16 protein-coding genes are annotated in these 14,654 nt (G+C 62.0%); 9 read left to right on the forward strand and 7 right to left on the reverse strand.

What is annotated here, in order from left to right; genetic code table 11:
- Positions 1–154: 154 nt before the first annotated feature.
- Complete coding sequence (locus AEQ63_RS22425) at positions 155–1,579, reverse strand: sensor histidine kinase (protein WP_064364829.1); 1,425 nt, start codon at positions 1,577–1,579, stop codon at positions 155–157.
- Entirely contained in the window at positions 1,566–2,288 is a 723-nt protein-coding gene (locus tag AEQ63_RS22430; protein WP_064364831.1) for a response regulator transcription factor, read from the reverse strand. Before AEQ63_RS22430 ends, AEQ63_RS22425 begins: the two co-directional genes overlap by 14 nt.
- 205 nt (positions 2,289–2,493) lie before the next feature.
- On the opposite strand from AEQ63_RS22430, the gene AEQ63_RS22435 reads away from it, so the two are divergent.
- The gene (locus AEQ63_RS22435) at positions 2,494–5,247 is read left to right on the forward strand and encodes a response regulator (RefSeq protein WP_064365099.1); all 2,754 of its coding nucleotides are present in this window, start codon (positions 2,494–2,496) and stop codon (positions 5,245–5,247) included.
- A gap of 81 nt (positions 5,248–5,328) precedes the next feature.
- Positions 5,329–6,318: a 2-hydroxyacid dehydrogenase gene (locus AEQ63_RS22440; protein WP_042607167.1), complete on the forward strand. Its 990-nt coding sequence runs from the start codon at positions 5,329–5,331 to the stop codon at positions 6,316–6,318.
- 6 nt (positions 6,319–6,324) lie between these two features.
- On the opposite strand, the gene AEQ63_RS22445 is transcribed toward AEQ63_RS22440, so the two are convergent.
- Positions 6,325–6,783, reverse strand: a complete 459-nt coding sequence (locus AEQ63_RS22445) for a hypothetical protein (RefSeq protein WP_042607168.1) — start codon at positions 6,781–6,783, stop codon at positions 6,325–6,327.
- Positions 6,784–6,917: 134 nt separating this feature from the next.
- Between AEQ63_RS22445 and AEQ63_RS22450 the strand changes: the two genes are divergently transcribed.
- Positions 6,918–7,352 (forward strand): hypothetical protein, encoded by a 435-nt coding sequence (locus tag AEQ63_RS22450; RefSeq protein ID WP_039757838.1) that lies wholly within the window; start codon positions 6,918–6,920, stop codon positions 7,350–7,352.
- The gene (locus AEQ63_RS22455; RefSeq protein ID WP_042607169.1) at positions 7,352–7,756 is read left to right on the forward strand and encodes an META domain-containing protein; all 405 of its coding nucleotides are present in this window, start codon (positions 7,352–7,354) and stop codon (positions 7,754–7,756) included. The genes AEQ63_RS22450 and AEQ63_RS22455 overlap by 1 nt, the downstream gene beginning before the upstream one ends.
- Positions 7,757–7,974: 218 nt before the next feature.
- Here AEQ63_RS22455 and AEQ63_RS22460 read toward each other — a convergent pair whose 3' ends face one another.
- Positions 7,975–8,442 carry a TlpA disulfide reductase family protein gene (locus AEQ63_RS22460; RefSeq protein ID WP_064364833.1) on the reverse strand — a complete coding sequence of 156 codons (468 nt, stop codon included), beginning with the start codon at positions 8,440–8,442 and terminating at the stop codon, positions 7,975–7,977.
- 113 nt (positions 8,443–8,555) lie between these two features.
- On the opposite strand from AEQ63_RS22460, the gene arsC reads away from it, so the two are divergent.
- Genes arsC through AEQ63_RS22475 form a run of 3 tightly spaced genes read left to right on the forward strand, consistent with a single transcriptional unit; the run spans position 8,556 to position 9,927 of the window.
- Positions 8,556–8,909 carry an arsenate reductase (glutaredoxin) gene (arsC, locus tag AEQ63_RS22465; RefSeq protein ID WP_064364836.1) on the forward strand — a complete coding sequence of 118 codons (354 nt, stop codon included), beginning with the start codon at positions 8,556–8,558 and terminating at the stop codon, positions 8,907–8,909.
- On the forward strand, positions 8,906–9,502 hold the full coding sequence (gene wrbA / locus AEQ63_RS22470) for an NAD(P)H:quinone oxidoreductase (RefSeq protein WP_042607172.1): 597 nt from the start codon (positions 8,906–8,908) through the stop codon (positions 9,500–9,502). Before arsC ends, wrbA begins: the two co-directional genes overlap by 4 nt.
- Complete coding sequence (locus AEQ63_RS22475) at positions 9,502–9,927, forward strand: DUF2069 domain-containing protein (protein ID WP_042607173.1); 426 nt, start codon at positions 9,502–9,504, stop codon at positions 9,925–9,927. Before wrbA ends, AEQ63_RS22475 begins: the two co-directional genes overlap by 1 nt.
- A gap of 99 nt (positions 9,928–10,026) precedes the next feature.
- Here AEQ63_RS22475 and AEQ63_RS22480 read toward each other — a convergent pair whose 3' ends face one another.
- Positions 10,027–10,701 carry a DNA-3-methyladenine glycosylase I gene (locus AEQ63_RS22480; protein WP_016773632.1) on the reverse strand — a complete coding sequence of 225 codons (675 nt, stop codon included), beginning with the start codon at positions 10,699–10,701 and terminating at the stop codon, positions 10,027–10,029.
- Positions 10,702–10,836: 135 nt separating this feature from the next.
- Positions 10,837–11,661 carry a tRNA 2-thiocytidine(32) synthetase TtcA gene (gene ttcA, locus AEQ63_RS22485; protein ID WP_039757843.1) on the reverse strand — a complete coding sequence of 275 codons (825 nt, stop codon included), beginning with the start codon at positions 11,659–11,661 and terminating at the stop codon, positions 10,837–10,839.
- A gap of 439 nt (positions 11,662–12,100) precedes the next feature.
- Between ttcA and AEQ63_RS22490 the strand changes: the two genes are divergently transcribed.
- Positions 12,101–12,703 (forward strand): Yip1 family protein, encoded by a 603-nt coding sequence (locus tag AEQ63_RS22490; protein ID WP_042607174.1) that lies wholly within the window; start codon positions 12,101–12,103, stop codon positions 12,701–12,703.
- Between the two features lie 147 nt (positions 12,704–12,850).
- On the forward strand, positions 12,851–13,345 hold the full coding sequence (locus AEQ63_RS22495; protein WP_064364837.1) for a SprT family zinc-dependent metalloprotease: 495 nt from the start codon (positions 12,851–12,853) through the stop codon (positions 13,343–13,345).
- Positions 13,346–13,456: 111 nt separating this feature from the next.
- On the opposite strand, the gene AEQ63_RS22500 is transcribed toward AEQ63_RS22495, so the two are convergent.
- A complete protein-coding gene (locus tag AEQ63_RS22500) occupies positions 13,457–14,638 on the reverse strand; it encodes a CaiB/BaiF CoA transferase family protein (protein ID WP_064364838.1) in 1,182 nt (393 codons plus the stop codon).
- Positions 14,639–14,654: the final 16 nt, after the last annotated feature.

Consider the following 14,654-nt stretch of genomic DNA (forward strand, 5'->3'; position numbering starts at 1 on the left):
AGCCTAAACCGTTCAGGAAGCTTGAAATGACCGCTGGTGCAGCTTGGGAAATGTCATACAGAAAAAGACGAGCGCTCCGGCAAGTCAGTGGGATTGGGAGCGCGAATGGACTACATCGCGAGCAGGCTCACTCCTACAAGGGGATTTATGTTGTTCAAATAATCTGCGGCGTACGCAATTCCACTGTAGGAGTGAGCCTGCTCGCGATAGCGTCATTCGGCGCAACACCATCATCCGCCAACAAGCGCAAATTCAACCGCAACCCAGCCCCTGCATTTTCCGCCCAGAGCAACCCGCCCTGGCGCTGCACCGCGTTACGCGCAATGCTCAACCCCAGCCCAAACCCACCATCCCCGGGCCGCGATCCGTCCAGTCGAATGAACGGCGAAAAGATCCGCTGCAGATCCTCTTCAGCCACGCCGCCGCCCTGATCCTCCAGCCACAAGTGCCAATACTCACCATCGCGCCGGCCATCCAGCCGCACAATCCCGCCCTCAGGCGAGTGACGAATGGCATTGCGCAAAATGTTTTCCAGCGCTTGTGCCAGGGTATTGAGGTTGCCGCGCACCCAGCACGATGCTTCGACCGAGCATTGCAGTTGCAGACTCGGCCAGCCGCTTTCATAACAGGCGTTGTCGGTGAGCATTTCCCACAGTGCCTGAATCTGGATCGCCTCATCCGGCAATGGCGAGCGGTCGGTGTCGAGCCAGGCCAGTTGCAGGGTGTCTTCGACCAGGCGTTGCATGCCGTCCACCTCGCGGCCGATGCGTTCGCGCAGTTGCGGCAGGCCCTGTTCGCTTTCGCTGGCCACGCGCAAGCGGCTCAGTGGCGTGCGCAACTCATGCGACAGGTCGCGCAACAATTGCTGCTGCAGGGCGACGGTGGTTTGCAGGCGTTCGGACATGGAATCGAAGGCCCGCGCCAGCTCACCGAGTTCATCCGGGCGCTGGGTGATGCCGCTCGACAGGCGCACATTCAGTTGGTCGGCGCGCCAGGCGTTGGCCTGTTCGCGCAGGTTGTTCAGCGGCACCACCAGCAGGCGATACAGGCCGACACAGAGCAACAGGGTGAACAGTCCGGGAATCACGCCGTTGGTGATCACGCGCCAGAACACCCGGTACTTGCCCGGGACAAAGCGCTCGGGCAATTCGATGACCAGAATGCCGGCCGCCGGATCCTGGGCAAACGGTACCCGCAGCCACGGCCGGCCCTTCTTGTGGATCGGCCAGTCGAGGCCACGCAGAAAGGTCAGGTGCTGCACTTCTGCCGCGTTCAGCGGGCGGCTGCTCAGCGATTGCAGGTCCGCGCCGATCACCCCGACCCAACTGGCCTCGCGCAATTCCATGCTTCGCAACCAGTCATCGACACCATCGCGCCCGCCGCGCTGCCACGCCTGTTCGGCTTGTGCGGCATACCGGCTGAGAGTGTTGCGCGCTTCACTGGAAAGGAACTGATTGCGTTCCTCCATGTAGCGCCCCCACGACCAGCTCAGCCAGATCATCAACAGACAGAACGCCACCAACAGGCACGCCAGTTTCCAGAACAGCGAATGCCGCCCTGGCAGCTCAGACAGTTTCATCGGCACCGCTCAATACATAGCCCTTGCCCCACACCGTGCGCACTTCGCGTTCGGTGTAACCGATGGCTTTGAGTTTGCGGCGGATCTGGCTGATGTGCATATCAAGGCTGCGGTCGTGGGCAGCAAAACCGCGTTGCAGGACGTGCTGATAAAGGAAGGCTTTGCTCAGCACTTCCTCGTGGTTGCGGTGCAGGGTTTCCAGCAAACGGAATTCGCTGCGGGTCAGCCCGGCCGCTTGCTCGCCGAAGAACACGTCGCACTGTTGGTCATCGAAACGCAGGGTGCCACCGACCTGAGCAGCGGCCACCGCAGGTGGGCGCCGATCCAGTGCGACTCGCCGCAGGATCGCTTCGATGCGTACATGCAACTCGGCCATGCTGAATGGCTTGGGCAGGTAATCATCGGCACCGAGACGGAAGCCGCTGATGCGATCGGCCTCGGCGCCCAGCGCGGACATCAGCAACACCGGCGTCGAGTGGCTCTGGCGCAGTTGCGTCAACAGTTTCAGGCCATCGAGCCCGGGCAGCAGAATGTCCATCAGCACCACGTCGAAAGGCTGGCGCTGCGCAATATTGAGACCTTCCTGGCCGTTCTGGCACCAGGTCACCTGAAAACCGCTGCGGCCCAGATGCTCGTGCACATAGGCGCCGAGAACCGGATCGTCTTCAATGGAAAGGATGCGTGGCTGGCCAGCGGAAACAGGAGTCATGAGTATCTGCAAGTAATTCTCAGTTGGCGGATTATTCAAGATTGTCCGACAGCGGGCAACACAAGCTTGGCCTGTCGGACGAACGCGTGCTTGAGCGCGCTGCATTTTCCGCAAGATTGCCCGCCAGCAAATCGCTACACTGCGCCCATGTCGCGTGCTGGATGCACGCATGTGTCAACAGATCAGCGGGATGCGGGAGATAGGCGTGCTCAAGAAACTGGGAATCAAAGGTCGCGTGCTGTTGCTGACCTTGTTGCCGACCAGCCTGATGGCGCTGGTGCTGGGTGGCTATTTCACCTGGACGCAGCAGACCGACCTGCAGAGCCAATTGATGCAGCGCGGCGAAATGATCGCCGAGCAACTGGCGCCGCTGGTCGCGCCGGCGATGGGCCACGGCGATGCCGATCTGCTCGAGCGCATCGCCACCCAGTCCCTTGAACAACCCGACGTGCGCGCGGTGACCTTCCTCGCGGCGGACCGCTCGCCACTGGCCCACGCCGGCCCGACCATGCTCAATCAGGCGCCCAGCGGCGACAGCGCATTGTTGCAACGGCGCAGCGGCAATGACGCGACGCGCTACCTGATGCCGGTGTTCGGCAAGCACCGCAACCTCGCCGGTGAAATCATTCCCGAGGAGTCCGAGCGGTTGCTCGGTTGGGTCGAACTTGAGCTGTCGCACAACGGCATGCTGTTGCGCGGTTATCGCAGCCTGTTCGCCAGCCTGCTATTGATCGCCGCCGGACTCGCCGGCGCCGCCCTCCTCGCGCTGCGCATGGGCCGCACCATCAACCGTCCGCTGAGCCAGATCAAACAGGCTGTCGCGCAGCTCAAGGACGGGCATCTGGAAACCCGTTTGCCGCCCCTCGGCAGTCAGGAACTGGACGAACTGGCCTCCGGCATCAACCGCATGGCCGGCACCCTGCAGAACGCTCGCGAAGAGTTGCAGCACAGCGTCGATCAGGCCACCGAAGACGTCCGGCAGAACCTGGAAACCATCGAAATCCAGAACATCGAACTGGACCTGGCACGCAAAGAAGCGCTGGAGGCCAGCCGGATCAAATCCGAATTCCTTGCCAACATGAGCCACGAAATCCGCACCCCGCTCAACGGCATTCTCGGCTTCACTCACCTGTTGCAGAAAAGCGAACTGACCCCGCGCCAGCTCGACTATCTCGGCACCATCGAAAAGTCTGCCGACAGTCTGCTGGGGATCATCAACGAGATTCTCGATTTCTCGAAGATCGAGGCCGGCAAACTGGTGCTCGATCACATTCCGTTCAATCTGCGTGATCTGTTGCAGGACACCCTGACCATTCTCGCCCCGGCAGCGCATGCCAAGCAGCTCGAGCTGGTGAGTCTGGTCTATCGCGACACGCCGCTGTCGCTGGTCGGCGATCCGCTGCGCCTCAAGCAGATCCTCACCAACCTGGTGAGCAATGCGATCAAGTTCACCCGCGAAGGCACCATCGTCGCCCGGGCGATGCTCGAAGACGAGCACGAAGACAGCGTGCAATTGCGCATCAGCATTCAGGACACCGGCATCGGTTTGTCGAGCCAGGATGTGCGCGCGCTGTTTCAGGCCTTCAGCCAGGCCGACAACTCGCTGTCCCGCCAGCCCGGCGGCACCGGTCTGGGGCTGGTGATTTCCAAGCGCCTGATCGAGCAGATGGGCGGCGAGATCGGCGTCGACAGCACCCCGGGCGAAGGTTCGGAATTCTGGATCAGCCTGAGCCTGCCGAAGACTCGCGACGACGCCGAAGACCTGCCCGCCGCGCCATTGCTCGGGCGCCGCGTGGCGGTACTGGAAAATCACGAACTGGCGCGTCAGGCCTTGCAGCATCAACTGGAAGACTGCGGCCTCGACGTCACGCCGTTCAATACTCTGGAAAGCCTGAGCAATGGCGTCACCGGCGCACATCAGACCGATCAGGCGATCGATCTGGCGGTCATCGGCATCACCAGCAACGACATGCTCCCGGAGCGTTTGAACCAGCACATCTGGGACCTCGAACACTTGGGCTGCAAGGTGCTGGTGCTGTGCCCGACCACCGAGCAGACGCTGTTCCATCTGTCGGTGCCCAACCCGCACAGCCAGCTTCAAGCCAAACCGGCGTGCACGCGCAAGTTGCGCCGGGCGCTGGCCGATCTGGTCAATCCGCGCCAGATCCGCAGCGAACCGGGCGAGCCGCTGTCGAGTCGTGCGCCGCGCGTGCTGTGCGTAGACGACAATCCGGCCAATCTGTTGCTGGTGCAAACCCTGCTCGAAGACATGGGCGCCCGCGTGCTCGCCGTGGAAAGCGGCTACGCGGCTGTCAAAGCCGTACAGAGCGAATCCTTCGATCTGGTGCTGATGGACGTGCAGATGCCGGGCATGGACGGTCGCCAGACCACCGAAACCATTCGCCAGTGGGAAAGCGAACGGCATTGCACACCGCTGCCGATCGTCGCCCTCACCGCCCACGCCATGGCCAACGAAAAACGCGCGCTGCTGCAAAGCGGCATGGACGACTACCTGACCAAACCGATCAGTGAGCGGCAACTGGCGCAGGTGGTGTTGAAGTGGACCGGACTGGCCCTGCGCAATCAGGCGCCGGATCGTAGCGGCGACAGCGCGGCGAGTCAGCAGGAACTGCCGGTACTCGATCACGAAGAAGGCTTGCGTCTGGCGGCCGGCAAGGCGGATCTGGCGGCGGACATGCTCGCCATGCTGCTGGCCTCGCTGGAAGCCGACCGCGAAGCGATTCGCGCGGCGCGGGACAGCCACGACCAGAATGCCTTGCTCGAACGCGTGCACCGCCTGCACGGCGCCACCCGTTATTGCGGGGTGCCGCAACTGCGCGCCGCCTGCCAGCGCAGCGAAACCCTGCTCAAGCAGGACGATCCGAAAGCCGCTGCCGCGCTGGACGAACTGGAACGCTCGATCAACCGACTCGCGGCGCAGGCGCGCATCAGCGCCTGATCCACGGCAAGGCACGGTGCGCGCAAAGCGCTACAGTTGTCGCGGGCGATTGCCGCCCGCGTCGATGTTCCAGGAGGATTCATGCGCACGATCTTTTTCAGCAGCCAGACCTACGACCGCGACAGCTTCCTCGGCGCCGACTGCCCGGCCGGGCTCGAACTGCACTTTCAAGCGGCGCGACTGAGCGTAGATACGGCGGCGCTGGCCGAGCAGCACGAAGTGGTCTGCGCGTTCATCAATGACGACCTCAGCGCCCCGGTGCTGGAACGCCTTGCGGCTGGCGGCACGCGGCTGATTGCCCTGCGTTCGGCCGGTTACAACCATGTCGACCTGCCCGCAGCGAAGCGCCTCGGCCTGGCCGTCGTGCGTGTGCCGGCCTACTCGCCGCACGCCGTGGCCGAACATGCGGTGGCGCTGATCCTCGCCCTCAATCGTCGCCTGCACCGTGCCTACAACCGCACCCGCGAAGGTGATTTCAGCCTGCATGGCCTGAGCGGTTTCGATCTGGTCGGCAAAACTGTCGGCATCGTCGGCACCGGGCAGATTGGCGCAACCTTCGCGAAAATCATGCACGGCTTCGGCTGTGAATTGCTGGCCTGCGACCCGTATCCCAATCCCGAGGTACTGGCCTTGGGCGCGCGCTATCTGAGCCTGCCGGAGTTGCTCGCGCAGTCGCGGATCATCAGCCTGCATTGCCCGCTCAACGAGCAGAGCAAACACCTGATCAATCGCCAGTCACTGGCACATATGCAGGCGGGGGCGATGTTGATCAACACCGGGCGCGGTGGTCTGGTGGACACCCCGGCGCTGATCGACGCGCTGAAGGACGGTCAACTCGGGTATCTGGGGCTGGATGTTTACGAGGAAGAGGCGCAGCTGTTTTTCGAGGATCGCTCCGACCTGCCGTTGCAGGACGATGTGCTGGCACGCCTGCTGACGTTTCCCAACGTGATCATCACGGCGCATCAGGCATTTCTGACCCGCGAGGCGCTGGGCGCGATTGCCGCCACCACCCTGGATAACATCGCGACCTGGGCGGCAGGTGCGCCGCAGAACCAGGTCGAGGGTTGAACCGTTTTACTTGGGCAGCGAAGACGCCAGGATCAGCAAGCCCAGCCAACCGAAACCGAGCAGGCGCTGCTTGCTCGAATGGCCGCTGCGCAGCAGGAACCAGACGAAAAACGCCGGCAACAGGAACACCATGATTTTCAGCCAGCCTTCCACCGGGCGGCTGCCATCGGCGTTGAGCGGTTGTTGTGCCTGGCGAGCCTGTTCTGCCGCCTGCTGACGACGACGCCGCCCTGCTGCTGCGGGCATCACTTTCGGTAACGGCTCGGCCACTGGCGGTACAACCGCTTCGGGCACAGCCTTGTTGCGTGGCAGGCTGCCGAAGGAAATCGTCGAGGTCTGCGCCGATGCCGCAATGGACTGCGCCTGCATGGCGGCGTGCTCGGCCATCGGGGCGCCGCAGTGAATGCACACCAGCGCTTCGGAACTGATGCTCCGCTTGCATTCATAACATTCGATCAGCGCCATGTTCCGTTCCTTCAGATTCGGGGGCCGGCAGTTTGCCATGACTGTCGGCCTATTTGAACCGGATCGAAGGTCGCACGCGTGCATCATTCTGCAATCGAGCCCGTGCTAGCATGTCGCGCATATTTGGAGGACCCATGGTCGAACACGATTTCCGCTACACCCTGATGAACCCGCAACACACCCTCACCGAATGCCGTGCCCTCGTTCCGGGCCGCTATCAAGTGACTGGCAACGGTGGCTCGATCCGCATCGGCGATGCCCTGTTGGTCACCCTCAAAGGCAGCAAGGACTTGTCCATGCGCCTGACCGTCGACACGGTCCGCCACCTGATCAACCCGCCGGGCCAGTGGACCGCAATGACCACAGGCCCGGTGTTCGGCGAACTGGCCATTCACACCTGGCAGGTCAATTGCGACAGCTGCGCGAAAGAGCTGAGCTTTGAATTCGCCGTGGACGCCAAACTCGGCAAAACCGCAGAAAAACCGGCTGCCACTGCGCGCATCGCCGAGCTGGGCTGGAAAGCCGTTGGCGACAAGCACCTGTGCCCGAAATGCCAGGAGCCTGCGTGATGAAACGCCTCGTCCTGACCGCGCTGATCGGTGTCGGCCTGGCCGGTTGCGCCGCAGAGCCGGTGCAACTGCAACACAACCGCAGCTACATTCTGGAATGGATCGGCGAGCGGCCGCTGATGGATTACAGCCATCTGACGGTAACCCTCGGCGATGACGGCCGCGCCTATGGCAATGGCGGCTGCAACCATTGGTTCGCGCCCTATACGCAGGACGGCGACAAGCTGACCTTCGGCAAGATCGGCAAGACCCGCAAGCTCTGCGCCCCGGCGCTGATGGAGCAGGAACAGCGATTCCTGCAGGCGCTGGAAAAGGTCGAGCGCTGGGACATTTCGCCGATCGAGCAGATACGCTTCTGGCCGGCTGAAGGCAAGCCATTGCGCTGGTGGCTGGAAGAGGGTTGATCGCTTGGACCGCCAAGCCCCTCACCCTAGCCCTCTCCCAGAGGTAGAGGGGACTGATTGGGGGATATTCGAGAGATACGCCGACTTGAAAGCTCTTCGCTGAACCCCTGATTTACTGGCCCCTCTCTAGCGGATGCATAATCGACTCGGTGTCTCAGACACCTCGGTTGGCCCCCTCTCCCTCGGGGAGAGGGCTGGGGTGAGGGGCTTCTGGCGGTTTACTTCGTAGCCTGCAACGCCTCCAGCTTCGCCATCACCCCCGCCGCTGTCTGCTCACCGAGCAACTGTTCACGCACCTTGCCCTTGTCATCGATGATGAAGGTCACCGGCAGCGCCTCACTGCGCGGCAGGTCGAACAGCTCTGCCGGATCCTGCGCCAGCACGGTGAACTTGATTCCCAGTTTCTCGCTGGCTTCTTTCAGCTCCGCGCCCTGCACATTGTCGAAATTGACTCCGAACACACCGACGTTCCTGCCTTTGAGTTCGTCAGCCAAATGATTCAGTTCAGGAATCTCCGTACGGCACGGGCCACACCATTCGGCCCAGTAGTTAAGCACCACCCATTGTTTGTCCAGACGTTCGGACGCAACCTTCTGGCCGTTCTGGTCGATCCCGTAATCATTGCCGCAGCCCCCCAGCATCAACGCCCCGAGAATCGTCAATGCCGCTGCCAATCGCCGTGTCATGTCGTGTTCCTTGTGAAAATTCGAAAGCGCCTGCGACCCATCGCCTCTGACGGTTCTGGATTGCGCGCCGCACAGTTAGAATAGCCGCCACTTTACGCCAGAAGCGACCCGCCATGACCGATCTGACGCTTTATCACAATCCGCGCTGCTCGAAATCCCGCGCCGCGCTGGAACTGCTCGAAGCCCGCGGCTTGCAGCCGACTATCGTGCGCTACCTGGAAACGCCGCTGAACGCCGCGCAAGTCAAGGCCCTGCTCGGCAAGCTCGGGATCAGCGCGCGGCAACTGCTGCGCAGCGGCGAAGAGGAATACAAAACCCTGAACCTGGCGGACGCCAGTCTCAGCGAGCAGCATTTGATCGACGCCATCGCTGCGCACCCGAAACTGATGGAGCGGCCGATTCTCGAAGCCGGCAACAAAGCCATCATCGGTCGCCCACCGGAGAACGTGTTGGAGTTGTTGCCATGAGCGCGCCGTACATTCTGGTGCTCTATTACAGCCGCAGCGGTTCGACCAACGAGATGGCCCGGCAGATCGCCCGGGGTGTCGAGCAGGCCGGAATGGAAGCGCGTCTGCGCACGGTCCCGGCGATCTCCACCGAATGCGAAGCGGTGGCCGCGGACATTCCCGATGAAGGCGCGCTCTACGCCAGCCTCGACGATCTGAAGAACTGCGCCGGTCTCGCACTGGGCAGTCCGACACGTTTCGGCAATATGGCCGCGCCGCTCAAATATTTTCTGGACGGCACCAGCAACCTCTGGCTGACCGGCGCGCTGGTCGGCAAACCGGCCGGCGTGTTCACCTCCACCGCCAGCCTGCACGGCGGGCAGGAAACCACGCTGCTGTCGATGATGCTGCCGCTGTTGCACCACGGCATGTTGATCACCGGCCTGCCCTACAGCGAATCGGCCCTGCTCGAAACCGAAGGTGGCGGCACGCCCTACGGGGCCAGCCATCACGCCGGTGCCGACGGCAAGAACGGTCTCGATCAGCACGAAGTGGCGCTGTGCCGCGCACTCGGTCTGCGTCTGGCGAAAACCGCGCAGAAACTGGTGGGCTGATGGCGAAGAAGCCGAAAGTCCTGCCCTCGGTGGCGTGGCTTGAGCCACGGGTCAAGGCAATGCGCGTGCTCAGCCTGCTGAGCTTTTTCGCCCTCGCCGGATTGCTCGCCGCTTATTACCTGCTGTTCGCCGACCTGCACGGCGCACGGCCGTGGGTGATTCTGCTGGTCGAGCTGATCCCGTGGCTGGTGCTCGCCCCGGCGATGATCATGGGCAGCGCCCGTGGACATTCGTGGATGTGTTTTGTAGTGAACCTGTATTTCATCAAAGGCGCACTGGCCGCATACGATCCCAACCGGCACGTGTTCGGTCTGCTGGAAATGGCCGCGAGCCTGGCAGTGTTCTGTTCGGCGCTGCTGTATGTGCGCTGGCGCTATCAGTTGAACCGCAAATTGGCTGGCGAAGGCGAAGTCTCCGTCGCCTGACAAATAGCTATCGCGAGCAGGCTCACTCCTACAGGGGATTTGTGTACGCCACAGATCCCCTGTAGGAGCGAGCCTGCTCGCGAATGCAGCGACGCGGTCTTAATGGTTCACGGTGTAGGCCAGCATCATCGATATCTGGCTCATCGGCCGTCCGCCACTCTGTTCGTGCCACTGGTTGAACGCGTTCTGCACCGTTGCCAGATCACGCTGGCTGGTCGGCACTTTGTCGACGATCTTCTGCGCATTCAGCGCCGCGACCACGTCGTAGCTCGGCACGAATGTGTCCTTGCCGACCATGCGCAAAAACCGCGGCGCCGACAGCCCGCCGAGTTGGTGGCCGTGCTTTTTCAGGTACGTCCACAGACCAACGATGTCGGTCACCGGCCAGTCGGCGATCAGCGCGCCGAAGCTGCCCTTGTCCTTTTCCACATCGAGGATGAACTGCGCATTGCGCGGCACGCTTTTCAGCTTGCCCAGATGGCGGATGATCCGCGCGTCCTGCATCAGGCGCTCGAGGTGTTCGGCGCTCATCAGCACGACTTTTTCCGGATCGAACTTGAAGAACACTTCTTCGAAGGCCGGCCACTTGGCGTCGACCAGGCTGTGCTTGAGCCCGGCGCGAAACACCCGCAGGGCCATGGTCGAGAGGTAGCGGTCGTCGCGGATCTTGCGCAATTGTGCGGGGGTCTTGGGAACGGGCAGATGGGCTTCCAGTTCAGCCGCCGAACCAAAACGGTTCAGACAGTATTCGTGCAGCCACTTGTAATCGCGCATGCCCTCTCCTATTGAATGAAACGAACAGATCCCTGTGGGAGCGAGCCTGCTCGCGAAGGGGTTGGATCAGTCAACACTTGGGCTGAATGACACACCGCTTTCGCGAGCAGGCTCGCTCCCACACCTGGATCGGGTTTACAGATTGACGACATTGACGAAACGCGAAGCCGCGGTCTCGTCGATCTTCAGGCTGGTGAAGTCGAACAGGTTACGGTCGGCCAGTTGCGACGGCACCACGTTCTGCAGGCTGCGGAAAATCGATTCGGTGCGGCCCGGGGTCTTGCGGTCCCAGTCCTGAAGCATTTCCTTGACCACCTGGCGCTGCAGGTTCTCCTGCGAGCCGCAAAGGTTGCACGGAATGATCGGGAATTGCTTGAAGTCCGAGTAGGCCTGGATGTCTTTCTCGTTGCAGTACGCCAGCGGCCGAATCACCACGTTGCGGCCATCGTCGGCGCGCAGTTTCGGCGGCATCGCTTTCAGGGTGCCGTTGAAGAACATGTTGAGGAAAAACGTCTCGACGATGTCGTCGCGGTGATGACCGAGGGCCATCTTCGTCGCGCCGATTTCGTCAGCAAAGGTGTACAGCGTGCCGCGACGCAGGCGCGAGCACAGCGAGCAGGTGGTCTTGCCTTCCGGCACCAGTTCCTTGACCACCGAGTAGGTGTCTTTCTCGACGATGTGATACTCGATGCCCAGCTCTTTCAGGTAGGCCGGCAGCACGTGCTCGGGAAAGCCCGGCTGTTTCTGGTCCATGTTCACCGCGACGATGTCGAATTTGATCGGTGCAACCTTCTGCAGGTGCATCAGCACGTCGAGCATGGTGTAGCTGTCCTTGCCCCCGGACAGGCAGACCATGACCTTGTCGCCGTCTTCGATCATGTTGAAATCGGCGACCGCCTCGCCGGCCAGGCGGCGCAGGCGCTTTTGCAGTTTGTTCTGGTTGACCGTAAGAGTGCCCATGACGCGAAATCCGTGAGGTGTGACGAAAGGCCGGCATTTTACGCAAAAAACCCGGCGCGGGCGAAGGGCCGCAGTCGAATTGACTCACCTCTACTGTGGCGAGGGAGCTTGCTCCCGCTGGGGTGCGAAGCGGCGCCAAACCTGCAACGGAATTTTTCCTGACACGGCGAGCCGGGAGGGTTTGCGACTGCTGCGCAGCCGGGCGGGAGCAAGCTCCCTCACCACCGAACCATTCGGTTCCTGAGCACCAAGATTCTGGCGCGATTAAGCCCTAGGTTTACAGCGCGATTTGCTCTAAGCCCGGCATACCTGTGCGCTGGAGTCCTTTCTATACTGCGACATAAGGTCGCACACGTCTTTAGACCTGTATTTGCTCGGCCACCTTGGCCCGTAGGCGCTCCGTTGGGGGGCGATGGCAATGACAAGAGGAGTGAATGGCATGATCCATCACGTAGTGGGACTGTTTACCCACCCCGATCAGGAATGGAAGGAGATTCGTGGCGACCAAGAGGAAAGCATCAGCCACATGTACTTGACCCACACGCTGATTCTGGCGGCGATCCCCGCTGTCTCGGCGTTCATCGGCACGACCCAGGTCGGCTGGGTGATCGGCAACCGCGCGCCGGTGATGCTGACGTTCGAAAGTGCCTTGTGGATGACCATCATGTCGTACCTGGCGATGCTCGGCGGGGTCGCGGTGATGGGCGCCTTCGTGCACTGGATGGCGCGCACCTATGACGCCAATCCAAGCCTGGCCCGTTGCGTGGCGTTTGCCACTTACACGGCGACACCGTTGTTCGTCGGCGGCCTGGCGGCGCTGTACCCGCACATGTGGCTGGGGATGATCGTCGGCACGGCGGCCATCTGCTACACGGTGTACCTGCTGTACGTCGGCCTGCCGACCTTCATGAACATTCCTTCGGATGAAGGTTTTCTGTTTTCCAGTTCGGTGCTCGCGGTCGGGCTGGTGGTGCTGGTCGCGATCATGGCGTTTACCGTGATCATCTGGGGGCTGGGTGTCGGGCCCGTCTATACCAACTGACTCGTTTCCTCCCTGAGAAAAACAACCTCTGCCAATACAGGCTGCCGCAAGGCGGCCTTCTCGTTGGGCGACGACCATTCGGCAGGTCGGCGATTCGCAAGTCGCCGGGGTTGCGGCATACTCGGCTTCTCTGGAGATCCATCAAGCATGCCCGAGCAACTCAATACCCGCGTCGAAGATTGTTACCAACTCGCTGAATCCTTTTTCAAACGTTCCTTCAAACGCCCCGTCGTCAGTCTCAAGCTGCGCGGGCAGAAAGCCGGTGTCGCGCATCTGCACGAGAACCTGCTGCGCTTCAACCCGCAGTTGTACCGGGAAAACACCGAACACTTCCTCAAGCAGACCGTGGCCCACGAAGTCGCGCACCTGATCGCTCACCAACTGTTCGGCGACCGCATCCAGCCCCATGGCGAGGAGTGGCAATTGATCATGCGCGGCGTATACGAACTGCCGCCCGACCGCTGCCATACCTATGAGATCAAGCGGCGCAGCGTGACCCGCTATATCTACAAATGTCCGTGCCCCGAGAGTGACTTCCCGTTTACCGCCCAGCGCCATGGCCTGGTACGGCAAGGGCGGCGGTACTTGTGCCGGCGCTGCCGCAGTACCCTGGTATTCAGTGGTGAGATGCGGGTGGAATAGTTGGTTTCTGTGTTGCTTTGACCGGCCCCATCGCGAGCAGGCTCACTCCTACATTTGGAACGCGTTTCACCTGTAGGAGTGAGCCTGCTCGCGATAGGGCCATCACAGGCACTAAAGGATTACTTTGGCGGAACGCAGCTCAGCGATCTTCGAAGCACTCAACCCCAACGCCTCCAACACCTCATCCGTATGCTGCCCCAATCCCGCGCCGACATGCCTTGGCGCCGGCAACGCTTCAGAGAATTTCAACGGACAGGCGATCTGCGCCTGCGTCGTGCCATCGCCGCGCGGCACCTGGGTCACCAGCTCCCGCGCCTGCAACTGCGGATGGCGCAGCGCCTCGCCCAGATTCAACACCGGTTCGACACAGGCATCGACTCCGGCGAACAGCTCACACAGTTCAGCAAAATCATGTCGCTCGAATTCGATCCGCAATGCCTCTTTCAGCGCCTGTTGCTGCTCTGCCCTGGGGGACAATCCCTGCGCCGCCAGTTCCGGTCGGCCCAGCGCCGTGCACAGTTGCTGCATGAACGCCGGCTCAAGACTGCCCACTGACATCCAGCGCCCATCCCGCGTGCGGTAATAATCGTAGAAACTGCCGCCGTTGAGCATCTGATCTTCCCAGCCCGGCTCCGCGCCGCAGGCCAGATAGCCAGCGCCGGCCATGGCGTTCAGGCTGAACGCGCAGTCGGTCATGCTCACATCCAGATGCGTGCCTTGCCCGCTCTGCTGGCGAGCGATCACCGCCGCCAGCAAGCCGATCACCCCGTGCAACGAACCGCCGGCCACGTCCGCCACCTGCATGCCCAGCGGCAAGGGCCCGCTGTCGGCGCGGCCGGTGTAACTGGCCAGCCCGGCCAGCGCCAGATAGTTGATGTCATGCCCCGCACGCTCTTTGTACGGCCCGGTCTGGCCGTAACCGCTGATCGACACGTAAATCAGCCGCGGGTTGATCGCCTTCAACGCCTCATAACCCAGGCCCAGGCGCTCCATCACCCCGGGGCGGAATTGCTCGAGAACGATGTCGTACTCACCCAGCAGTTGCTTGATGATCTCCAGCGCCGCGGGCTGTTTCAGATCCAGCGCCAGACTGCGCTTGTTGCGGTTCAGGTAGGCGTGGCTGGCCGATACCCCGCCATCATGCGGCGGCAGCACCCGCAGCAGATCCATACGGGTCGGCGATTCGATGCGCAGCACCTCGGCGCCCATGTCCGCCAGCAGCAGCGAGGCGAACGGCCCCGGCAGCAAGGTCGAGAAATCAAGAATCTTCAGTGAGGCCAGCGGTGCGGACATGGGCGAACTCCTTGGG

Source organism: Pseudomonas sp. RIT-PI-o (genome assembly GCF_001297215.1).
In the GTDB taxonomy this organism is placed as follows: Bacteria; Pseudomonadota; Gammaproteobacteria; order Pseudomonadales; family Pseudomonadaceae; genus Aquipseudomonas; species Aquipseudomonas moraviensis_A.